This is a genomic window from Deltaproteobacteria bacterium, from assembly GCA_019308925.1.
In the GTDB taxonomy this organism is placed as follows: domain Bacteria; phylum Desulfobacterota; class B13-G15; order B13-G15; family RBG-16-54-18; genus JAFDHG01.
In genome coordinates, this window is record JAFDHG010000001.1 from 1 (window position 1) to 21,928 (window position 21,928).

General features: G+C 46.9%; 19 protein-coding genes and 1 tRNA gene. 7 read left to right on the forward strand and 13 right to left on the reverse strand.

Features of this window, described 5'->3' with window-relative positions:
• Together JRI46_00005 and JRI46_00010 are read right to left on the reverse strand one after the other, a co-directional pair.
• Positions 1–201 (reverse strand): hypothetical protein (locus JRI46_00005; GenBank protein ID MBW2037974.1); only part of this gene is annotated, 201 nt, incomplete at its 3' end.
• Positions 202–219: 18 nt separating this feature from the next.
• Positions 220–411 (reverse strand): hypothetical protein, encoded by a 192-nt coding sequence (locus JRI46_00010; protein MBW2037975.1) that lies wholly within the window; start codon positions 409–411, stop codon positions 220–222.
• A 102-nt stretch (positions 412–513) separates the two neighbouring features.
• On the opposite strand from JRI46_00010, the gene dinB reads away from it, so the two are divergent.
• The gene (gene dinB, locus JRI46_00015) at positions 514–1,554 is read left to right on the forward strand and encodes a DNA polymerase IV (GenBank protein ID MBW2037976.1); all 1,041 of its coding nucleotides are present in this window, start codon (positions 514–516) and stop codon (positions 1,552–1,554) included.
• 256 nt (positions 1,555–1,810) lie between these two features.
• Here dinB and JRI46_00020 read toward each other — a convergent pair whose 3' ends face one another.
• Complete coding sequence (locus JRI46_00020) at positions 1,811–5,806, reverse strand: glycosyltransferase (protein MBW2037977.1); 3,996 nt, start codon at positions 5,804–5,806, stop codon at positions 1,811–1,813.
• 241 nt (positions 5,807–6,047) lie between these two features.
• Positions 6,048–6,950, reverse strand: a complete 903-nt coding sequence (locus tag JRI46_00025) for a prenyltransferase (protein MBW2037978.1) — start codon at positions 6,948–6,950, stop codon at positions 6,048–6,050.
• Positions 6,951–7,287: 337 nt separating this feature from the next.
• On the opposite strand from JRI46_00025, the gene JRI46_00030 reads away from it, so the two are divergent.
• Genes JRI46_00030 through JRI46_00045 form a run of 4 tightly spaced genes read left to right on the forward strand, consistent with a single transcriptional unit; the run spans position 7,288 to position 10,963 of the window.
• Complete coding sequence (locus JRI46_00030) at positions 7,288–8,169, forward strand: TRAP transporter TatT component family protein (protein ID MBW2037979.1); 882 nt, start codon at positions 7,288–7,290, stop codon at positions 8,167–8,169.
• A gap of 9 nt (positions 8,170–8,178) precedes the next feature.
• Positions 8,179–9,201: a TRAP transporter substrate-binding protein DctP gene (gene dctP / locus JRI46_00035; protein MBW2037980.1), complete on the forward strand. Its 1,023-nt coding sequence runs from the start codon at positions 8,179–8,181 to the stop codon at positions 9,199–9,201.
• Positions 9,201–9,710: a TRAP transporter small permease gene (locus JRI46_00040; protein ID MBW2037981.1), complete on the forward strand. Its 510-nt coding sequence runs from the start codon at positions 9,201–9,203 to the stop codon at positions 9,708–9,710. The genes dctP and JRI46_00040 overlap by 1 nt, the downstream gene beginning before the upstream one ends.
• Positions 9,707–10,963 carry a TRAP transporter large permease gene (locus tag JRI46_00045; GenBank protein ID MBW2037982.1) on the forward strand — a complete coding sequence of 419 codons (1,257 nt, stop codon included), beginning with the start codon at positions 9,707–9,709 and terminating at the stop codon, positions 10,961–10,963. Before JRI46_00040 ends, JRI46_00045 begins: the two co-directional genes overlap by 4 nt.
• 249 nt (positions 10,964–11,212) lie before the next feature.
• Here the strand turns inward: JRI46_00045 and JRI46_00050 are convergent.
• Positions 11,213–11,288 (reverse strand) — tRNA-Phe (locus JRI46_00050).
• Between the two features lie 264 nt (positions 11,289–11,552).
• On the opposite strand from JRI46_00050, the gene JRI46_00055 reads away from it, so the two are divergent.
• Both JRI46_00055 and JRI46_00060 read left to right on the forward strand, forming a co-directional pair.
• Positions 11,553–12,056: a methylated-DNA--[protein]-cysteine S-methyltransferase gene (locus JRI46_00055; protein MBW2037983.1), complete on the forward strand. Its 504-nt coding sequence runs from the start codon at positions 11,553–11,555 to the stop codon at positions 12,054–12,056.
• Positions 12,053–12,301: a DUF454 family protein gene (locus tag JRI46_00060; GenBank protein MBW2037984.1), complete on the forward strand. Its 249-nt coding sequence runs from the start codon at positions 12,053–12,055 to the stop codon at positions 12,299–12,301. Before JRI46_00055 ends, JRI46_00060 begins: the two co-directional genes overlap by 4 nt.
• A gap of 115 nt (positions 12,302–12,416) precedes the next feature.
• On the opposite strand, the gene JRI46_00065 is transcribed toward JRI46_00060, so the two are convergent.
• From JRI46_00065 to JRI46_00100, 8 genes are all read right to left on the reverse strand, one after another.
• A complete protein-coding gene (locus tag JRI46_00065; GenBank protein MBW2037985.1) occupies positions 12,417–14,285 on the reverse strand; it encodes a tetratricopeptide repeat protein in 1,869 nt (622 codons plus the stop codon).
• Between the two features lie 194 nt (positions 14,286–14,479).
• Entirely contained in the window at positions 14,480–15,193 is a 714-nt protein-coding gene (locus JRI46_00070; protein MBW2037986.1) for a hypothetical protein, read from the reverse strand.
• 87 nt (positions 15,194–15,280) lie between these two features.
• Positions 15,281–15,733: a hypothetical protein gene (locus JRI46_00075; GenBank protein ID MBW2037987.1), complete on the reverse strand. Its 453-nt coding sequence runs from the start codon at positions 15,731–15,733 to the stop codon at positions 15,281–15,283.
• Positions 15,734–15,817: 84 nt separating this feature from the next.
• A complete protein-coding gene (locus JRI46_00080; protein MBW2037988.1) occupies positions 15,818–16,765 on the reverse strand; it encodes a transposase in 948 nt (315 codons plus the stop codon).
• A 115-nt stretch (positions 16,766–16,880) separates the two neighbouring features.
• On the reverse strand, positions 16,881–17,534 hold the full coding sequence (locus JRI46_00085; GenBank protein MBW2037989.1) for an HAD family hydrolase: 654 nt from the start codon (positions 17,532–17,534) through the stop codon (positions 16,881–16,883).
• An 88-nt stretch (positions 17,535–17,622) separates the two neighbouring features.
• Complete coding sequence (locus JRI46_00090) at positions 17,623–18,498, reverse strand: ABC transporter permease (protein ID MBW2037990.1); 876 nt, start codon at positions 18,496–18,498, stop codon at positions 17,623–17,625.
• A 44-nt stretch (positions 18,499–18,542) separates the two neighbouring features.
• Positions 18,543–20,405 (reverse strand): family 10 glycosylhydrolase, encoded by a 1,863-nt coding sequence (locus JRI46_00095; protein ID MBW2037991.1) that lies wholly within the window; start codon positions 20,403–20,405, stop codon positions 18,543–18,545.
• Positions 20,405–21,922, reverse strand: coding sequence for an ABC transporter substrate-binding protein (locus tag JRI46_00100; protein ID MBW2037992.1), 1,518 nt, complete (start codon positions 21,920–21,922; stop codon positions 20,405–20,407). The genes JRI46_00095 and JRI46_00100 overlap by 1 nt, the downstream gene beginning before the upstream one ends.
• Between the last annotated feature and the right edge of the window lie 6 nt (positions 21,923–21,928).

The window sequence follows — 21,928 nt, forward strand, 5'->3', positions numbered from 1 at the left end:
AGAGATGCCATCTGCCACGGTGAGGATGGAAACTAGGGTGCCCACCAATGCGAGGCTTAAGCTAAAGCGATCCGCAAAGAGGGGGAGAAGCGGGGCGAGAAAGGAGCCGTATAGATCCACGGTTCCATGACCCGCGGCCAGGGTCAAGACAGGAAAGAGATTGAAACCTGTCCGTGTGTATTTACTGCGTGTCTTGTTCATCCCTAAGGTTCCCGGTACCTACTTTACTTGCTTCATTTTGATCTTGTCTAGAAATTTGTCCATCGAAACGATAAATCGCTCATGTTCACCCTCTGTTATCTTTTCAACCTCGCCGCACGCCACAACGCCAAAAAAACGGTCCTCTATTGCATCACGAGCTGCTTGTTCCATTTCCTTCTCGCTTTTTAATCCTTTTTGGATCGTTGCCATAAATCCTTGCTGCATGGGTAATCATGATTTCATAGCATTAAACGGGTTGGAGGTCAAAGGGCGAGGCCAATTTCAGTGCTTTCTGTGCTACAATGATCAGCGATGAAGTGGATTTTTCATGTAGACATGGACGCATTTTTTGCCGCTGTTGAGCTGATGCGGCATCCCGAACTTAAGGGCAAAGCAGTGGTCGTCGGCGGTACCGGCGATCCCATGAAAAGGGGTGTGGTTTCTACTGCCTCCTATGAGGCCCGTAAATTCGGCATACACTCAGGTATGCCTTTGCGTACAGCTTACAAGATCTGTCCAGAGGCAATATTTCTCCCTGTGGATTATCCGACGTACGCCAATATATCGAAAAAAATAAAGACAATTCTAAGGGGGTTTTCACCCATGGTCCAGGACGCGGGCCTGGATGAGGCCTTTCTCGATATGTCTCACATAGGTCAACCACCCGACAAAATCGCAAAGGCCATTAAACAGCATATCAAGTCTGAAACAGGTCTGACCTGTTCCATCGGCATCGCCCCGAATAAGCTTCTCGCAAAGATCGCTTCTGACTTGGACAAGCCCGATGGTCTTACAATAATTACCGAACGTGGCATTGAAGGTCGTATTTGGCCATTGCCTGTCAAAAAAATCTGGGGCGTAGGGCCAAAAACCGAAGAGTATCTCGCCCGCCTGGGCGTTAAAACAATTGGTGATCTTGCGTCGCTTTCTCTCGATACGCTCATTACCCAATTTGGCCAAGCACACGGAAATTACCTCTATCTGGCGTCAAGAGGTATTGATGAAAGCCCGGTAGTTAGCCACCGGGAGCCTAAATCCATAAGCCGGGAAACGACCTTTCAAAAGGATGTCGGTGACTGGCAAATCCTCGCCAGGGTGCTTGCAAGACTCACACAGGATGTTGTTACGCGGATGAAGGCACTGGGCTATCGGTGCAGGACCATTACCGTAAAGTTGCGCTTCGCGGACTTCAAGACTCACACCCGGACAATGACCCTTGCCGAGCCAACGGACGCCTTGGGAACAGTCCGGCAAGCTGGCTTTAAATGCCTTAACAGAATCGCCCTGGTGAAAAGGGTGCGATTGATAGGGATGCGAGTCAGCGGGCTGGAGAAGAAAAAGAGGCTGACTTAAAAGGCGCGCTTTCTTTAGAGGGTATCCGGGGCTGAGTATTGCGGAGATGGGGGAAGACTTGGTTATTTCGTTTAAGTATGCATGTTTTTTCATTTCCTTTTCCCGGACAGTCCTTTGGGCATCCACAATATGTCTGGGATCGACATTGTAACTGGCGAACGCGATCAGCATCCTGTCGGGCCCTTTTTCTTTATCGCTGTGTAGCGAAGGCCAAACTCCGTGTCTTGAAGACCCTGGAGGGATTTGATTTCTCCTTTCAGCCCAATCCCTTTGAGCCTCTTATAGAATTGGGGGGGTTCATAATATCATGAAAAAGTCTAAGGTAATCTAAAAGATGGCGGATTGCTGAATAATTAACCCCTGCATTCCTTTGTGCCCTCTCTGACATCTCCAAAGCCTCTTGAGGTGCCTCGAAACATTTTAAAATCTTACCCGCTGTCTCTTCCGAAGTGTAGACTACATTCCCTTTTTCATCTTTATCTCCTACACCATACCCATAAAGGCCATCTTCCTTAATTAAATGGGCTGGTCCTCCTATATTCCCTACAATAAGAGGTTTTCTCTTGCACATTGCTTCCAAGATAGTGAGACCTAAACCTTCTTTTAGAGATTTCTGTAGGATAATAGTAGCTCCTCTTTGCAAGGCGTTTACCACTAAGGCATTCTCTATTACGGGAGTCGCCTCTAAATTTATTATGAAAATAGAAGGAGCTTCTCCCACTGTCCATACCACGGAGTTAGGGATAAATTTTCTCTTATGTAGAGTCTTCTTTTTAGCGCCTAGATTATTTATAAGTTCTGACAAAATCTTTAATCCTTCAGGGTCGTCTACTGCCATATTCCCTGCATAAACAAGCTGCATGTCCAAGCCTTCCTTTAACAATTCACTTCGTGCACTCTCAAAGGCCTCTACCACTCCTTTAGGGTCCTTAAAGCGGTCAAAACGAGATATCTGTAAGATAATAGGCTTATTCTTATTTATGCCGAAGCTTTTGAGAACATAAGAACAAAATTCAGGAGGCAACTCAATATTTTTAGGTGTCAAGAAGTTAATACCTGCGGGAATTAAATAGGTGGGCATTTTGCCTTTCAGCTCCTCTAAGATGAAATCTTCAAAATGGAATATAGATGCGTCGCATTGTGCAATAAATGGTAAGAGAAAATCTACAAACGCTCTTTGTGGAAATGATAAATCAGTATGAGCCCTCCATACTTTTTTCTTGTCAGCATAAGTAATGGCAGCGAGAGGTTGTGGGTCATGGCAAACCAAAATATCTCCCTTTACTTTTCCCTCTCTTGACAGCTTCTCAAACATATACGCAGATTCCCTTAAATAAATATCTTTCATCTCCTTTGTAAGCGTAGCTTCCATTCCCTGTAAGGCGTTATGGAAAGTCTTTGTAACCCGGAAAAACTCGCTGGAATTTTTAGGCCTTATGACCACCCAATTTGCTTTGATACCCACACTATTCATCACAGGCACAAGCCAATCTAATATTTCTGCTACTCCTCCACCATATCTTGCAGAATTAACATGGGTAATCTCTAGTCCTTTAAGTTCATGTGCAAGACGATAGACTTCTTCTATTTGCTCTTCTGTAGGTTTTAATTCTTTGGGAACTTTTCTTGTTAAATCATCTAATGTAGGCTTCCTGGAAAAAGATTTTATCAATGGATTCATTTTTTTCATCAAAGTATTTCTGTCTGCTGATTCTTGCAGCGCTTTAAAAATCAGAGGTAAATTCTCCTTGTCAAATCTTAAAGGAGGAAGTAACCCCAATTCCACAGCTATATTTTTATCTTCTATCCCATTACCTCTCATTTCTCTAAGCTTTCTGTCTACATAGTTCTTATCGCCTAATCCTTCAATCTCTGCTAACTTTAGGATAAGTTCTCTTACAAACCAACGTTGTTCAACCTTAGTTTTTTCACCTAAAAATCCTTTAGAAGGAAGTCCTTTTCTTCCCCAGGTGCGATATATTGCCCAAGAAGGAAATCCCAGGGACAAAAAGTCACCATCTAACCTGTAAATGACATGGTAGACCTCTAGGAGCCCATCTAAGATTCCACTCAAGGCCTTTGATTTCCGTATCCTTTCCATCGAAACTTCATCAACATTAGCTTCAAAAATTTCATGAGCAGAGAGAGCATCTCTTGACCGATGTCTTCTTAGAGAATTCATCACCTTTTCAGAGAAATCTCTGTCCTTAGAATAGAATTGCCAGTCTTCAGAAGACATCTCCATCTCTATATTCAACTTTACAATGAGAGAAAGATAAAGAACATAAGGATACTCCAAACCTGCAGCTTTTGGGTACTGCGTAACTAGGATCTTCCCGCAAAGAGTTTCAATATCCGATGGTTCTCCTCGCGAGTGCACCCACTGGGCGAAGTTCTTGTTATCCTGGACAATAAATCCTTTTTCTTGGAAACCGAACCAATCAGGTTGGGCATCTTTAAACCAATCCCAAAATCTCTCATTAAATTCTTTCCCTTCGAGAGAGGAAGCTAAGATAAGGATATCTCTGGGCTCATACTTCTTGAGCGCAGAGTCTAAGTCCTTATAGCCAAATACCCCAAATAGGTTATAGGGAATATTCTCTTCCAAAAATTCAATTATTTTCGTTTGATTTAAGAAGAAACATTTTCCCCTAGAGGAAGGAAGATATTTAAATATATATTCAACTAACTTTCTTACTCCATTTACAGAGTATATAGTCCCTTGTAATACCTCTCTCAGTTTTTCATCGATCTCATCCATACATCTTTGCATAAATTCAATTTTTTCTTCTTGTGGGAGAAATTTAATACCTTTTCTTTGAAGTTCTTGCATCACGTCTTCATAAACCTCAAAGACTCTAATAACTCTTCCTTTACTATCTTTAACTTCTTTAGGCAGATTTAAAGGGACACCTGGTAAAAACTCCAATAAGACCCTCTCTACTGGTGCCACATATATTAACTTTTTTTCTCTCCAGTGTTCCTCAAATGATTCTCTTAACCTTGTGAAATCCTTTATCTGGGCTTCTCTTAATCTGTCAGATTCTAACCTCTTTGCATCCCCTTCTAAGTTTTGGACTTCCTTAAAAAATGTTGCCAGTCTAGCTCTATCAAGGATAACTAATGTATCTAATATGTCCACCTTGGGTATCTCTCTCTGAAAAAAATAGGCCAAAATTAAAATATAGACGCACTCTGCCCAAACAGAAGAAGAAAAATAAAATGTTTCCTCATCTTTGTTTGATAAGCCGAGCAATTTCTGGTAAAGGGAAGGATGACAGAGCTTTTTGTATAAATAGTCTTTGTATCTTTGAAAATCTATTTTAAATCTTTCAATTTCATAAGAAACGTTTAATTTCATTTTGGGAGGTTCTAGGGAAGGCAAGTCTCCATAAAAGGGTGGCTCAGTCTTTAACACTTTACCTTCCTTTAACCACCAACTCGAGCTGTATTCAATCTGATCAAACATGATGTTTAATACCTGTCTCAATCTTATTGGGAATTCCCCTGGAGAGGGTGGCTTAAGTCTTGTCCCCAAATTTGCCTGGCAAATCTTCAAATCATTTACTATTGCTGTGATGGTCAAGAAAATATCTATTCCATAATTTCCTACATCTGTTTGGGCAAACAGTTTCTTATCTTTTAAGAATTTGTCAAAGACCTTCCTGCTTATTCCATAAACTCCTCCTATAGGTTCCTTTAATCTGTAACCGTAAAGAGACACTAAGAGTGGGACAACTAAATGGTCAGTTACTCGTTTCCCCTCTGGAGGCCTATTGAACACAGGGAGAACAAAGTCATTGCCTAATTCAATTGGTCTGTAAATTGAGTATATCCAGGTGGGTTGTATGCCCTGTTTTCCTTTTCTCAAAAAATCCGACTCTAATAAAATCAAATCTGAATCTAAAAATTCACTAACCTCCATCAAAACCCTGAATGCCCAACCTTTTCCATCTGCCTCTTTATCTAAGGTAAAACAGAAGCCTTTTATGTTTTGCTCCTTGAGGATTCCCTTTATTTTTTTTACAATTCTTTTTCCTTCGTAAGAACCTGCCAAGACAAAGGCTATTTTCTTCCCAGGGTAAAATTCCTTTATGCCCTCGTTAGCAACCTCTATTACCTTTGGCAAAGTCTCCATCTGATCAGAGGTTCCAACGAAGGGAATGCCTATGACAATCTCATTTCCCTTTAGGGGGGTAACTTTTCCTTGAACATGTTCTAAGATCTCTTGATAAATCCCTTCCTTGGTCATAGGTGAACCCATCCCCTCTTACATTGTTTCTGAAAGCAGCCTTCTCATCGATTGAGAAGGAAGTTTTTACTCATATAATAGCAAACAAAAAAGGCTTTAAGCAATTAACTTGATTGATAAAGATGACTTGGAGAGGATACTAACTTTTCCTTTACTCAAAATATCCCCCATGGTGTGTACTCTGTCTGGTACGTTTCTTTTCTACTTTTATATTTCCTGAGATAGCAACATCTATTTTCAGTTATGCAACCAGTAATCCTACCCCAAGAAGCAAGGGAGTAGCGAGGGTATAGATCACGTTCTTAGCCAAAAGTGGAATAAGGGCAGGTGTATCTTCGGCGCTGCGTATTACGCCTCGAACAGTCATTAGTGCCAGAGGGAGGGGCAACAGGGCGACAAGTGCTCCCGGTGGTAAGATACCAATGAGTGTCGTTACTACGACCCAGCAGAAGGCTGAAAGGGAGAGGGCAGCATAGACATACGCGCTTGATTTTTTGCCGATAACAATGGGGAGGTGACGTCTTCCTATGGAACTGTCGGCCTCGGCATCGGGAAATTGGTTTATCAGCAGCAGGTTGCTCACCAGGAGTAAGGGCACGAGTGAAGCCCAGAAGGCGAGCCAGTCATATCGTCCCGTAAGCACATAGTGACTGCCCATCACCATGAGGGGACCAAAACCGAGCCCGGGTGCGAGGAGGCAGAGCGCAGGGGTTTTCGTCACAAGGGGGGTGTAGAGGATAATGACCAGTACGCCGAGGAGCCCTATGGGCAGGAGACCCCACCCTCTCACCGTAAGAAAGTAGATGCCTATGGCTGCAACGATAAAAAGGGAGACGATTCCCATGGAAAGGACACCCCGTGGACTCATGAGGCCTTGGGGGAGTATACCGCTGCCACCGCTGAAGGGAGTGGGTCGAGTCCTCAGGTCGAGGCCGCTTTGGTAATCAAAGTAGTCGTTGAGGACGTTTACAGCTACATGTGAAAAGAAAGCTCCTATGAAGGCAATAATCGCATAGCCAACAGAGACCCTTCCAAAGCCGCCAAGTGCATGAGAGGCGGTCCCAAACCCCACGAGGTAACAGACCGGGGTGAGGATCAGGAATTGCGGCCTCGTCTCTTTAAAGAGAATCGAAAGTGATGTCATTATCTGGGCACCTCAACCAACCATGGTCCCTAAGGGCTTCAGCACAAAAACTACCACATCCCGGGGGCAGATTGCAACCTCTTCCAAAAACAGGGCGTTATCAGTTCACCGATTGGCGTGGGATTGTCTATCCCGTTAAAGAGTTGGGGTCGCGCATTGAGGCTAGAATCCCCTAGGGAATCTCCCCTTACCCCCTCTCCTGAATACCTCAAGGGGGGAATCCTCCCTTTTTCATTGACAATGTGTTGTTTAAAAGGGTTGACATACTCTCGGTTTAGTGAAATATAAAGCTTGGTTAAAGTACTACAAGCTCATTTATGGTGTCATAGGAGGGAAAATGAGGTCCTCCCTGAATTGGATGTGGATTGTCCTTTTTTCACTTCTCATTCCCCTTCAATCTGCCTGTCTTCCAAGCAAAAAGGTGACGGTCTGCTCTGTGGGGTTGTTGTTAGAAGAGGTAGCAAGATCTTCCTATAAACAATCTGACCTGAGAATTATCCGGGAAGGAATGCCTGCCTATCTGATGTTGATAGATGGCATGATTGAAGCATGGCCGGATAATGAGCAGTTATTAATTAGCGCTGCCCAGAGCTATTCCTCCTTTGCCTCGGCCTTTGTAGAGAATCAGGATAAGGAATATGCAAAGCTACTCTATGGAAGGGCAAAGGAGTATGCCTTAAGGTCCTTAGAAAAAAGGGGGTTCAAAGAGCCTATACAGAGATCTTTTGATGATTTCAAGGAGGCCCTGAAGGATCTCGGGAAAGAAGATGTCCCCTATATCTTCTGGGCTGCTGCCTGCTGGGGAAATTGGATCAGCCTGAATTTGGACTCAATGGAGGCCTTGGCTGAACTCCCCAGGGTTGAGCTGATGATGCGGAGGGTTTTGGAGCTAGACGAGGGATACTACTACGGCGGCGCTCACCTCTTCATGGGGATATGGTTCACCTCCAGGCCTAAAATGGCCGGCGGAGATCTAAAGAAGGCCCAACACCATTTTTTGAAGGCCCTGAACCTGGGCCAAGGAAAGTTTTTGATGGCCTACATTTACTATGCAAACCATTACGCCCGGCGGGTTTTTGACAAGGATCTCTTCATATCCAACCTTGAAAAGGTTTTAGAAACACCTGCCGATATCTCACCTGAATTGACCCTGCTCAATACCGTGGCCAAAAACAAGGCAAAAGAGCTGTTGAACCGCATGGATGAGTATTTTGAATAGGAGAAAAGGATGAACAGACGTGACGCCCTCAAGATTATAGGGTTCAGCATATTGGTTACCATCTTCTTCATCCAACCAGTCAATGGTGCGGAGAAGAGTTTTATGATCAAAATTGCCACCTTGGCCCCAGAGGGGAGCTCTTGGATGAAGACATTAAATAAATTGAATACCGAGGTGATGAGAAAGACCGAAAATAAAGTCCGGTTTAAAATCTATCCTGGCGGTGTCTTAGGGGATGAGAAGGACATGTTGCGAAAGATGCAGATTGGTCAAATTCAAGGTGCAGGCCTCACTACAGGAGGACTCTCCGTGCTATTTAAGGAGATTGACGTATTTCAAATCCCCTTCCTCTTCCAAAACTATGGAGAGGTCGATTACGTTTTGACAAAAATGGATTCTTTCTTCAAGAAGGGCTTTGAGGATAATGGATATATCCTCTTGGGGTGGTCAGAAGCAGGTTTTATCTACCTGATGTCTAACACCCCTATTTCCAGTGTAAGCGACCTTAAAAAGGTGAAGGTTTGGATCTGGCAGGAATCGCCGATGGCCAAAGCCATCTTCGATGAGGCTGGAGTTGCAGCCATCCCTCTCTCTGTCCCCGATGTCCTGGTGGGCCTTCAAACCGGGCTGGTGGACGTAGTCTATGTACCACCGACAGGAGCCATCTCCCTGCAGTGGTTCACCAAAGTAAAATATATAACCGATGTCCCTTTGGCGTATATAGCAGGTGGGATCGTTGTAAGAAAGGATGTTTTTAAACGGTTGCCCCAACCCTTTCAGAATATCCTCATCGAGACCTTTCAACGCTATCTGGGCCAGTTGAAGGCCGTAACCAGAAACGAAAATCGAGAGGCCATAAAGGTGATGATGAAACACGGGGTGAAGATCGTTACACCCCCACAGGACCAAGTCGATGAATTCAGGAGGCTGTCGGATAAAGCGATGGACCATCTGGGGAGTCAAACCTTCTCCAAAAAGGTCTTGGATGAGGTATCCTTTCACCTAGAAAACTATCAAAGGGGAGTAAAATAATGGATCGATGGAAGCGAGCGGATGAAATCATCGACCGAGTGGAACAGACCCTCATCGCCATCCTGTTAAGCCTTATGATCTTCATCGCCTTTTTGCAGATCGTCCTCCGGAATGTTTTTGCCACCGGTCTCTCCTGGGGAGACCCACTGGTAAGGAACCTTGTCCTCTGGGTTGGTTTTATCGGTGCTGCAATTGCCGCGAGAGAGGGGAAACACATCAACATATATGTGGTTTCTCAATGGATGCCGTTGGGGGGGAAGGGCTTCATCGAGGTTATAAATCAATTGTTTTCCTTTTTTATCTGTGGGCTATTGACCTTTGCCGCTCTGAAATTCATCAAAAACGAGGCCCAAATGGGCAGCGTCACCTTTTTAGGGATTCCCGCCTGGATCCCTCAAATCATCCTTCCCATAACCTTTGGACTCATGGCCTTCCGATTTGGCCTCCATTCCTTTAAGAACCTTTCTGCGATCGTAAAGATTGGCACAGATCTTGAGGGAGATACATGATCGTTCTTTTGATCATCATCTTTCTCTTGATGCTCTTCGGAGCACCCATCTTCGCCGTTATCTCTGCTCTAGCCCTCCTTTTATTATTCTCCAGTCAGATCGATTCCTCAGCCATGATCATCGAGATGTATAGGATGGCCACTACTCCCATTCTTGTCGCCATCCCCCTTTTTACCTTTGCCGGATATCTCCTTTCAGAGAGCGGGGCGTCCAAAAGGTTGATCAGGCTTTCCGATGCGATCCTGGGTTGGTTGCCGGGTGGGCTCTCGGTCATCGCCCTGGTCACCTGTGCCATCTTTACTGCCCTAACCGGCGCCACAGGTCTCACGATCATCGCCTTGGGAGGTATACTCCTCCCTGCGATGTTACGAGGGAGATATCCAGAAAAGTTCTCTCTTGGGTTATTGACCACTTCAGGGACATTGGGCCTTCTCTTTCCACCGAGCCTTCCCCTCATCATCTACGCCATTGTGGCAAAGGTGAGAGTTGATCAACTCTTTCTGGCAGGTGTCCTGCCTGGCGTCCTTCTGGTGCTTGTGCTCTCCGGGTTCAGTGTTCAGAAAGCCATCCTTGCCGAAGTCCCCAGAACTAGGTTTAATCTGTTAGAGGTTTTCAAGGCACTGAAGGAATCGATTTGGGAGATCCCCCTCCCCTTCATTGTATTGGGTGGTATCTACAGTGGCTACTTTGCTATCAGTGAGGCTGCTGCCATCACGGTGGCCTATGTCCTCCTGATCGAAGTGGTCATTTACCGAGATATAAAATGGAGGGAACTGCCACAAATCATGCGAAAAAGTATGGTTTTGGTGGGTGCGATCTTGATCATTCTTGGCGCTGCCCTCGGTCTGACTAATTATCTAATCGATGCGGAAGTCCCGACAAGGATGTTGGGTTTTTTCAAGGCGCATATCACCAGCCCCTTCTTTTTCTTGGTAGTGCTGAACTTATTTCTCTTGGCCGTGGGCTGTATCATGGACATATTCTCTGCGCTGACCGTCGTCGTACCCCTCATCGGTCCGATTGCCCTTGCCTATGGGGTCCACCCCGTTCACCTCGGAATCATCTTCCTTACCAATCTGCAGATCGGCGCATCGACTCCCCCATTAGGGATCAACCTTTTCATCTCCAGCATACGTTTTGAAAAACCGGTGTTGAGAATCATACTAGCCTCACTCCCTTTTATTGCCATCCTCTTGTTTGGCTTAGCGATCATCACCTATTTCCCCTGGTTGAGCCTCGTCCTTTTAAAGTAAGTCTACACCTCCTGTGAACCAAACATAAAGCAGCCAAAGAAGGATTTTTAGGGTATATCTTCTAATTTCTCTCAGTAGGTATTGGCCTTCAGGGAACCTTCTAGAAGGAGAAGGGAATGCCTTTTTCTTTAAGCAGGTCAGATGGCCTTTTCTTCTTGGCGGGTTTTGTCGGAAATATTTGGTTGAAACCAAGCGAAAAATAAGGCCTTCTTTCGAGGGCCTCACTATGTTGTTGGTTTCCCATAAAAGTGGTGCCGAGGGACGGAATTGAACCGCCGACACGGGGATTTTCAGTCCCCTGCTCTACCGACTGAGCTACCTCGGCCTCAAGTAATACATAGCCCAACTAAATGGACATGTCAAGCTCTTCTTCTTTCCCACACCCTGCAAAAGGTCACCTTCACCGTGGGTTTAGAAAACCTAAAGAGACAACTGGCAAAGGTCCTGAAAAAAGAGTAGTATTGATCTTCCTTTGGAGATTCCCTTGCTCATCCCTTTTAACCTTAATCCTTTTCCCCACTCCCTCTATCTGATATAATTTCTTAATCCTATTGAAGAGGCATACAGGGTGCAGGAGGTCTATTACTCCATGTTTCCCTCCCCGATAGGGAGGATTTGGGTGGCCTCTGACAGGGTAGGGGTCTGCCTGGTGAAGTTCGGTCTGAGACAAGAGGAGTTTCTGGAGGAGGCAAGCAGGTTGTGTTTAGGACATCCCCTTCCGGACCAGAGGTTCAACGCAGGGGTTTTCGAGGAGATTGTAGCCTACTTTGAGGGTAGGTTAACCCGCTTCTCCTCTCCCCTGCACCCCCAGGGGACACCTTTTGACATGAAGGTCTGGGAGGCGGTAAAGAGGATACCTTTTGGCGAGACCCGCTCCTATCAGGAGATCGCCCGACAGGTGGGGAATCCCAGGGGGTGTAGGGCGGTGGGGGGTGCCAACAGGAGAAATCCTGTTCCTCTGATCATCCCCTGTCACCGTGTGATACAAAAGGACGGGGGGCTGGGGGGATTTTCCAGCGGGATAGAGATCAAGAAATGGCTCCTGCGGTTTGAGAGGGAGATCTCCCTGGGGCATAAGGGAAGTACAGTGTGAGACGCAAGATCAAGAGATGGACTATCATCCTTTTGGGATGGGTCTTTATCCTCATCGGAGTAGCGGGATTTTTCCTCCCTATCCTGCCGGGGTTCCCCTTCTTTATCATCGGCCTCGGCATAGTTTCTTCAAAAAGCCGCTGGGCCAAGAGGATGCTGGAGAGGTGGAAGAAAAAACACCCAGAAGAATACACTATCCTCTCTTCCTGGAAGGAGAGGCTGAAGGAGGCCCTAAAGAGGGGCTAATCCCCCTCATAATATTCCTTGGAATACGTTGGGTTATGTTGACTAATTTTTGGTTTTGACGGTTACAATTTGGTTATAGTCCAAGACTGCAATAACCCAGTGGGAGGAGAAGACGTTAGAGAGTTGTGTAGATACCATTGAGGGGCATTAAAGGATCATTTCCATGGGGTTCTTGCTCTTTTGTAGCGTAGTAATTAATATCATTAGATAGTAGTTCAATCTCATATTCAGAGAAAAAGTTTTTATATCTGTTCATTAGTTGTTGTATTCTTTTTAGTGCTTCTAAAAAGTAACTATCTGCAACTTTGATCTTTGCAAATCCTCTTTCAGACGCACCGCTGTAGTCCTTTTTCAAACGGTGATAGCGCAGATTATGTATTTTTATGCCATATGCACGGAGTAGTACTGCCTTATTCAACTTATGAATTACTTCTTGTATGTTGGAGTCATCTGCCTTGACTTTTTTGATGTCCTTTGCAAGCGCTTCTAATGTGCCCTCTGCCACAAATACATCAGGGCTTGCTTTATATTCATAATGTTCATATTTAGTCTCTTTAATACCCTTGGTAAATTGATCACTTCCCTTGTTATAATCAAAACGCATCAACAATAACGAGGCCAGCGCCCCGATGTTTCCTTCCTGCTTCCTCAGCTCCTTTAATTTTAGCTGGAATTCCTTTACCTTTGTTAGTGCAATATATTTCTTGAAGTGGAGGAGCGACTTTTCAACATCAGTTTCACTACCGAGTTTCATATATGCAAGGCCAAGATTGTAATGAACATGATAGGTTCCCGGCTCTAGTTCTAGTACTTTTTCGTATTCTTTTATCGCCTCCCTCGTCTGCCCATCTTTAAAGTAAGCATCTGCCAAACCAAAATGAAAAACCGAATCCTTTGGGTTTTCTTTAACCATTTTCTCATAGATCGCAATTGCCTCAGGGTACTTTTCTTGATTTAAATAAATCCTTGCAATCTTGTTTTCGATAGAAGGGAGACCGAGCCTCTGATATGCCTTGTTATATCTTACGAGTGCCTCGTCATACCTTCTCAGTTCTTCATAAACTTTCCCTATACTATACTGTACACAACCAATACTCTGATCATATGCACCTTGTTTAGAATAAAGCCCTACAGCCTTCTCAAAACTCTTTAGGGCATCCTCAAATTTCCTTTCACCTTTGTAAATATCACCTAATGTTCTAAAGGCTTCTGCACATTCCTTGTTTAATGAAATTGCCTTCATGGCATAATTTTTTGCCTTTTTATAATCCTTTTTATAACAAAATGCTTCACCTATTTTATTATATAGTTCTGCGTTATCAGGTTTTATTTGTATTGCCTTCTGATATGTTAATATGGCCTTGTTATAATTAGGATATTTAGGATTAAAAAACGTATATAAGTCTGCCAACATCATTAAGACATCATAATTATCGGGCTCTTCTTTTGTTGCCTTTTCCAAATACTCAGTAGCCTTGCCGAATTCGCCAGTATAAAAAAAAGACATGCCAAGTGCATAGTTGCATCTAAATTCTGATTTATCAATTTTGAGAGAATTTAAGAAGTATTTTATTGTATTTTTATAATCACGCCTTAAATAATAGAGGTAAGCATAGCCTTGGAGAAAGCTAGGGTCCTTTTTGTTCGGCTCATATATTCTCTTGTATATTGTGAGACCCTCATCAGGTCCTTCATAATTAATGGATAGTTTGTCTATTCTTTTAAATAAATTTAATGCATTCCCAAATTCTTGCATCTCAGAGTAGATCATAGCCATTTCAAAAAGAGCAGATGGATGACCAGATCCAGTCAAATCATTTGCACGCTTTAAACATTTTAATGCACCTTTATATTCCTTTTTGTCTCTGTATACCTTAGCTAGCAGCAGAAGGGTGTACGTATCTTCTGGTTTCAATTTCAATGCATTTTTGTATTCATTTATAGCTTGTGATAATTTGCCTAACTTATGATAAACCCTTCCCAATTCTCTATGAAAATCAGAGGACATTGGTTTTTAAAATCAAGCTATTAGCAGTTCCTTCTCTGCAAGATCTAACTGATTCACCTACCTATAAGATAAGCATAACACATCTTCTTTTTATACGTCTCCATTCCCAGGGCGGAACAGGACAACAGTCACTGCACAGCCTGATCTTTTTCCCCTCCCTCCTCCTCGTACTACTCAACCCTCAATTTTTTGGATAGTTCCTCCCAGTCCTTCACAACAATTGCATCCTCAGTATCATCAAAGCTGTACCGCTTCCTGATATGTTCAGAAGCTTCAGCCATGAGAGGGGCAGAGCCAATAATTGCAATGACTTTTATACCCAGTCTGCTTAATTCATCAAGAAGTTCAGCTCCTGTCCATTGTAAGATAACTGGTAAAGGCAAATTCCCTTCTTCAAGCCACTTCCTCGATCGACTTAACCCAAACTTTGTGGTTAGATAAATAATTCTATATTTGACCATAATCTTTTTTATGCCCTCCCTGCTACCTTTCTTCGGCTCACGTGAAGAGAGGGACTCCATGATACCTCCCTCAATCTCCAGGAGGATAACCTTTTCATTCTTCCTCGTCACAAGTATCAAACCTTCAGCACTTTCACCCCCTGATTTTACCATCACGGTCTTTAAGCCAGAACGTTTCGGGATATATTTAAAAAAGGCATATCCATCCCAACCACTTAATGTCTTTCCTATATGTTTGCCGTCTATAAAAAAATCGACAAGTTTGCCACCTGCAGGGAAAAATCTCCCTTTGACAAGTGCCTTCAACATTATTGGTCTCTTTAAGGCTGTGATACTGTCAAAGACGACAATTTCTGCATGAATCACCGCTGGGAAGAGAAGAAGGAAAAGCGAAAGACATATTATGCTTAAGCCTCTTCCCATGGCTGTTTTTTTTCGTAATGGATTGATGCTTTTCACTCGTTTGATGCGGATTTCATCTAAGTGAGAGGTGTAATCAGAACCGTCTCATTAGGGAACAAGGACCGTAGATGAACCAACTCCTATTATTCTGGTATTTACAGAGAACCCACCGGTGCTTGCTCCTGATGTTATATCACCCAACCGAGCAACTGGCGTTCCGCCACCATTTAATTTAAGCAGGGATGATCTAATATCCATCGTTGCGCCAGATCTAATCTCTGTTCGTCCAGACGCACGAATATTCAGATTCGTAGCTGTAATAGTAATATTGCCACCAGATCCAATGGCGATGTGCTGTTCTAGTTTCCTTATTCTTTCCTCAAGATTTGCCACCTTTTTACGAAGGTCGTTCATCTGTTTTTGTGAAAGATCTATAACTCGTTCAAGTCTCTGCACCTCCTTGGCCTGTGGCGTATAGACCTTTTTGTATTGCTGTTGCGCAAAACCCACACTCACACAACACATCACGGCAATTAAAATTACATATGTCACTTTGCTCATCTCAATACCTCCCATTTAAAAATAAATTATCCTATAAGGTTCCTCGCTCCATAACTTTCAAGAGGTAATATTGGGGTCAACACTTTACTTTATATATTTTTCCAACTTTTCGGCCCATTGAAAAGCATGTCCCAAGCCACCTGAATCTTCAATACGCTGTTGGATTTGTGAAATGCGCGGAACTGATACCTTACCCAATGCAGCTACCTCTTTGATCGGTAAATTGCATGCCCGCCGAAGAAGATAAACCATCACCTGAAACACATCCCTTCGATCCTGCCTGTCAAGTACCGTCTCTTGTGGTACACCTGCAGCATCGGCAACCGCAGTGCAGATCTGTTCCATACGAGGACGATCAGGCCGCATAACCTCCTCAGAGACCTGCTCCCTCGGAATACCTTTTATGCGCTGCGACATCTCTTTTAAAAATTTCTCTTTTCCAAGATATATCTGCCCCCTTAACTTTTCCCATGGAGATGGCTCACCGGAACCTTCAGCAACAAATTTACGATAGGTACGCTGAGCTTGGACTTTATTTGTCCCAAATTGGCTGAGTATCCAGCCTGTAGATAACCAGGATGGAGGGTTACCTCCATAAGCTGTGGCCAGATAGCTACTCCACTTCCACTGATCCACATGCTCTACCAAGCCAGCCCGCACAGGGTTAAGTACCACATAGCGGCATAATTCCAGAAGATAGGATTCTTTCTCTACCAGTATTGCCTTGTATCTTCCCTGAAACAGGTGCCCCACCCGTAAGTGGCGGCGATTAAACCACTGCGCATACACCGCATTAAGTCGGGCCATTCCACAGCTCAGATTAGCATCCGGTGTCTCGATAACTAAATGGTAGTGATTGTCCATTAAACAATAGGCATAGCAAACCCATCGTTGTTGGTGGATCTCATGGCCCAACAACTCCAAAAACCGATGGCGGTCTGAATCATCTTCATAGATAATCTGCCGCGCATTCCCCCGTGAGGTCACGTGATAGACAGCACATTCAAATTCAATTCGAAGTGGACGTGACATATAGTAACTCTAGCATGCTAAAAGTATAAAGTAAAGTGTTGACCCCAATTCTCCCAATTCTCCTGCCTATGGCTTTTTGGGTCACCTTCTGGGGATCTTTTAAATATGGCCGTGGCTATCGCTCAGCACCCCGATCTTCATGACCACCTCCTCGTCTGCCATCCAAGACCTCCTGTAGAATTCTGAGGTCTTTGATGACCCCAGGACCTCCCCTCTCACCATTTCGGTCGAGATAAAAGGCGACTATCCCCATCCCCCTGGGGATCTGATAGTCGAACTCCCAATGGTCCCCTACATGGATCAACTCTTGGGGGCAAACCCCTAAGGCACCGCATATCTGGCGGTAAAACTCATGGCTCTTCTTCACCAGGCCGAAGTCGGAGGTGGCGGAGATGATCCTATCGAAGTAACCTGCCAGAGCACCCTCCCTCATCTCCACCTCGATGAACTCACGGGCGGCATTGGAGAGGACGATCAGGGAGTACTTCTCCTGCAGCCGGGTTAACACCTCATGGACCTCTGGATATACCTGCACCTGAGGCGAGTATCTCTTCAGCAGGTCCTCCCATCCCCCTGGTAGATCCAGATGTTTGAACCAGTATCCGATATCGTACCACTCCAGGGCCCCATCCCCCACCTTACGGTACTCCTGCAGGACCAGCTCTTGGGCCTGGGACAGATCCAGCCCTTTTCTCCGGGCGTAGAGCTCTGGGATTCCCTGGTGCCAGACCAGATCGGTGAACTCGGGATCGACCAAGGTTCCATCCATGTCAAAGGAGATATGCCCTATCCGCCTCTTTTTTTTACCCACAGCAACCCCTTGTCATATCTTAATCTATCCCTTACCAAGGCCCTTTTCAACCCCCAAGTCTGATCCTGGGGTCCACCCATCCATAGATGAGGTCGGTCAGGAGGTTGACCAGCACATAGCTGAAGGAGATAAACAGGACACAGCCCTGGACCAGGGGGTAGTCCCTTGCCTCAATGGCGTTGATCAGCAGCGTCCCTATCCCGGGCCAGGAGAAGACGTTCTCGGTGATGATGGCCCCTGAAAGGAGGGCCCCGAACTGCAACCCCATCACCGTGATGATGGGGATCAGGGCATTGCGCAGGGCATGCTTCAGGATCACCTTCCACTCGGGCAACCCCTTGGCCCTGGCCACGGTGAGATAATCCTCTCCCAATCGTTCCAAGAGGCTGGAGCGGGTCATGCGGGAGAGGATGGCCGCCAGGGCGGTCCCCAGGGTAATGGCAGGCAACACTAGGCTCCCCACCCCCCCTCTGCCCGAGACCGGGAACCAACCGAGCTCGAGGGAAAACAGAATAATGAGCAATGGCCCCAGCCAGAAATTGGGCATAGAGACCCCCAACAAGGAAAAGAAAACGGCGGCGTTATCCAAAGCGGTGCCTTCCCGCAAGGCGGAGACGATCCCCAGGGGGATGGCGATCAGGCCCGCTACTAGGAAGGCGGCTAGGGCCAGTTCGAAGGTGGCTGGGACCCTCTCGGCAATCACCTGTGTCACCGGCCGACGATAAAAATAGGAGTCCCCCAGATCGCCCTGCAAGACCCCCTTGATGAACCGGCCATATTGGATGTGCAAGGGGAGGTTTAGCCCCAACTCCTCCCGGAGGGTTTCCTTATCCGCCTGCTGGGCCGTCTCACCCAACATCACCTCCACTGGGTCTCCCGGAATCATGTGGAGGAAGAAAAAGACGAGGGTAATGGCCCCCATGACGGTGGGGACTAAGACGGACAACCTCCTCAGGCAAAACCCCCTCAATCCTCTCCCTCCAACATCTGGGCGAGCCTCTCCTGAAAGACCACCCTCTTGAGACACCAAGGGAGTTCACCATAAACCCTTCTTTCCGGAGGGTGAAATCCCAAGACCTTATAGATGAGATAGCCATGGGGTACCTCTATCACCGGGGTGATCTCCCCCTCCTGGAAGGAAGAGATGATCTCGGCAAGATCCCAACCATCCTGGAGATAGACCCTATCCTGGACCCCCCCCAATCCCGCTGTGATCCCTTGTGAACATTCCCTGGCCACCTGGGAGAATTCCTCCCCTTCCATAACCCTTCGGTAGGCCTCCTGGATGACCATATAGGCCTCTTCCCGCGTCTTGGGTCCATCCTTGGGATGGACATAGCGAAAGATCACCTGGAGGTCAACGCTGGGTGGCAAGAGGACCTCTTCGTCCGGGCAGGGTTGGGCCTTATGATAGAGCTCTTGCGTCATGACCTCATAGAGGGCCACCTCTTCCCTCAGCCTCTCACAAAAGCCATCCTCCTCCATCCCCAATCGTCTCAGCAGGGCCTGATAGTCCTCAAAAGAGAAGAACTGCTTTTTTAGGGAACGCCAAAAGATCTCGGCACCATCAGCATCAAAAAGTGGAGGGGGCGGGTTGGCGTCCTTGGATCCCCTCCCCTTTACACGGGGGAGGGAGGCGTGGCGATGGTGCAGGGAGGTCCTTACTTGGCAGATATACCCCTCATCCTGTTCCCTCATCCCTTGATAGGAGAAATAGGAAAAACCGTTGATCCCTATCCCTTTGAGCCCCTCCACCTCCTGCTGGATCTGGGCAGGGGTCTTGATCCAGGCCCCCAGCCCGGCGAATACCATCCCCGCCTTCTCCCTCCTCTTGGCCTCGGCCATCTGGGCCACCACCCGCGTTTGATCCCCGTGGTAGGCCATGGGAACGACCAAATCCATATATCCCTGGGCGAGCCAGGTGGGCCAGTCCTGCCCTTTGAGATAATAGGCCACCTGGGGGTCAGGGAGCACCGCCGCAGAGAGGATGACCTGAGGCCTGATGGCCTTCACCTCCCTGTGGATATCCCTCACGAGCTCGGTAATATAGTGGCTTCTTGTCTCCGCCCAAAGGGAGTAATAATAGTAGTGCCAGCGCAGGTGCAGGGGGAGCCTTCCTTGAATAAACCTCTCGGGCAAGGGGTTTTTCACCCAGGAGGAAAGCAGCCGGGGGTCCACCCCCCAGCGCCGGACAAACGCCTCCACAGCCTCCTTGTTAAAACCCCAGTGGGGTCCTGGATAGCGGATGAAGTCGAGGTGTACCCCATCCACATCATATCCCTTGACCACCTCTTTGCATACCTGCAGGAAATAATCCCGGACCTGGGTGTTAGCGGGATCAAGGTATATACCCTCGCTGGGCTCCTTGGCCCTTTCATATGGATCGTATTGGGCGAGGTTGCGCCCCTCCTCGTCCACGATCAACCACTCTGGATGGCGGTTAACCACGTGCTCTAGGGAAAGGGGGTAAGGGGGAGGATAAGGCCATACATAAAAGCAGTTGAGCCAGGCGTGTATCTGCAACCCTGCGGCATGCCCCCGCTGCAGGATATAGCTCAGGGGATCGTATTTGCAGGGTGTATCTGCCAGGACCTCGGCCCATGGATCAATCTGGGAGCGATAGTAGGCATCCCCTCGGCCGTGGACCTGCACAAAAAGGAGATTGAACCTCCCCCGTCTGGCGTCCTCCACGATCTCATTTAGCACTGTGGGGGAGGTCAGCCGATACCTCACCACCCATATGCCTCTGCCCTCGTGCGGGAAGCAGCCGCTGATGGCAAGGGAAAGGAGGACTATCACCTGAAAGACAAAGAAACGACGCAACTTCATCACCTCTCTATACAGAGGTCTTTTAAGGAGGTATATTCCCCACCAGCATAGACCTGGAACCCCCTAAACCCCTTCCTGATGACCACCAGGTTGTCCCTGTACCAGAGGCTGGTATATACTGTATCCTCTGCCAGGATCTTCTGGATGCGGCTGTACAGCCTTTTGCGCCGCCCTTTATCGACGGTGCGCCTCGAGACTTCCAGCAGCCTATCCACCTCTGGATTGCAGTATTGGCCACGATTGGCACCATTGGGGGGGAGGCTACTGGAGTGAAAGAGGTAATAGAATATATCCGGGTCCACCACCCCTATCCAGCGCAGGGAGTATACCTGGAAGTTGCCCTTTTTGATATCATCGAAGAAGGTCCCCCATTCAAAGCTGCGCACATCCAGACCGACTCCCACCCTCTTCAGATACCCCTTTATGATCTGGGCGATCTCCTTGGACTCCATATCGGTGGATGTCTTAAAGGAAAGGGAAAACCGCATCCGGGGGCCGTCCCCGTCGGGATCAAGAAAGCCAGCCGCATCCAAGAGCTTCTTTGCCTGCTGAGGGTCGTAGTTATACCTCCTTACATCCCCCTCGTAGGCCCAATGTAAGGGGGACAGTACTACCCCATCGGCCTTCATTGCCAGGCCCTTGAGGGTATGGGTGATGATGGCGTCTCTGTCGATGGCATGGGAGATGGCCTGACGTACCTCCTTGTGCCTCAAGATGGGGTCAATCAAGTTGTAGCCCAGATATTGATAGGTAATCCCCCCCTCCTTGATGACCCGTACGCCCGGGATCCTTCGCATAAATTTTACCGCATAGGCGGGCACACAATTTTGCAACAGATCCACCCCTCCCTTTTTCATCTCCATCAAACGAGTGGTGGTGTTGGCCAGGATCCGGAACTGAACCCAGTCGATCCTCGGTCTCCCCCTGAAGTAGTTGGGTTTTGCAACCAGCACGATCTCCTCCCCTGGTCTCCAGACCTGAAGGGAAAAGGGACCCGATCCAACGGGTGGGGATTTGCACCGAAAGGGGCTCCCCTGGGGGACGATCCCCACCGTCAGGGCATAGGGGAAGGAGACGTAGGTATCCTTTAAGATGAATTTCAAGGTATATCTTCCGATGACCTCGATATGCCTCACAGATCCATAGGAACCCCTTTTGGGGGAGCCGTTTTGTGGATCCATGATGAAAGAAAAGGTGGATCGCACATCCTCGGCCGTGACCTCCCTGCCATCATGAAATTGCACCCCCTTGTGCAGCCGGAGGAGATAGGTGACCTCATCCAGTTGGGACCACGAACAGGCCAGGTCGGGGACCAATCGCCCCTTATCATCCAACTGCAGCAGCGAACTGTAGAGGAGGGGAGCTATACGCGAGGCCCTCGCCCCTACCGCAAAACGGGGGTCTAACGTGGATATGCTCCCATCGAGCCCTACCCTTATCCCCTTTCCAGGCAGAGCCCCCCTCGATCCACAAGCCAGCAACAGGAAGAGGGGGAGGATGAGAATGAATCTGCTCATATGGGT

What these genes read in the sequence shown, in the direction of transcription:
- JRI46_00010 (MBW2037975.1), bottom strand. Translation starts at nt 411, where the DNA reads ATGGCAACGATCCAAAAAGGATTAAAAAGCGAGAAGGAAATGGAACAA.
- dinB (MBW2037976.1), top strand. Translation starts at nt 514, where the DNA reads ATGAAGTGGATTTTTCATGTAGACATGGACGCATTTTTTGCCGCTGTT.
- JRI46_00020 (MBW2037977.1), bottom strand. Translation starts at nt 5,806, where the DNA reads ATGACCAAGGAAGGGATTTATCAAGAGATCTTAGAACATGTTCAAGGA.
- JRI46_00025 (MBW2037978.1), bottom strand. Translation starts at nt 6,950, where the DNA reads ATGACATCACTTTCGATTCTCTTTAAAGAGACGAGGCCGCAATTCCTG.
- JRI46_00030 (MBW2037979.1), top strand. Translation starts at nt 7,288, where the DNA reads ATGAGGTCCTCCCTGAATTGGATGTGGATTGTCCTTTTTTCACTTCTC.
- dctP (MBW2037980.1), top strand. Translation starts at nt 8,179, where the DNA reads ATGAACAGACGTGACGCCCTCAAGATTATAGGGTTCAGCATATTGGTT.
- JRI46_00040 (MBW2037981.1), top strand. Translation starts at nt 9,201, where the DNA reads ATGGATCGATGGAAGCGAGCGGATGAAATCATCGACCGAGTGGAACAG.
- JRI46_00045 (MBW2037982.1), top strand. Translation starts at nt 9,707, where the DNA reads ATGATCGTTCTTTTGATCATCATCTTTCTCTTGATGCTCTTCGGAGCA.
- JRI46_00055 (MBW2037983.1), top strand. Translation starts at nt 11,553, where the DNA reads ATGTTTCCCTCCCCGATAGGGAGGATTTGGGTGGCCTCTGACAGGGTA.
- JRI46_00070 (MBW2037986.1), bottom strand. Translation starts at nt 15,193, where the DNA reads ATGGGAAGAGGCTTAAGCATAATATGTCTTTCGCTTTTCCTTCTTCTC.
- JRI46_00075 (MBW2037987.1), bottom strand. Translation starts at nt 15,733, where the DNA reads ATGAGCAAAGTGACATATGTAATTTTAATTGCCGTGATGTGTTGTGTG.
- JRI46_00080 (MBW2037988.1), bottom strand. Translation starts at nt 16,765, where the DNA reads ATGTCACGTCCACTTCGAATTGAATTTGAATGTGCTGTCTATCACGTG.
- JRI46_00085 (MBW2037989.1), bottom strand. Translation starts at nt 17,534, where the DNA reads ATGGATGGAACCTTGGTCGATCCCGAGTTCACCGATCTGGTCTGGCAC.
- JRI46_00090 (MBW2037990.1), bottom strand. Translation starts at nt 18,498, where the DNA reads ATGGGGGCCATTACCCTCGTCTTTTTCTTCCTCCACATGATTCCGGGA.
- JRI46_00095 (MBW2037991.1), bottom strand. Translation starts at nt 20,405, where the DNA reads ATGAAGTTGCGTCGTTTCTTTGTCTTTCAGGTGATAGTCCTCCTTTCC.
- JRI46_00100 (MBW2037992.1), bottom strand. Translation starts at nt 21,922, where the DNA reads ATGAGCAGATTCATTCTCATCCTCCCCCTCTTCCTGTTGCTGGCTTGT.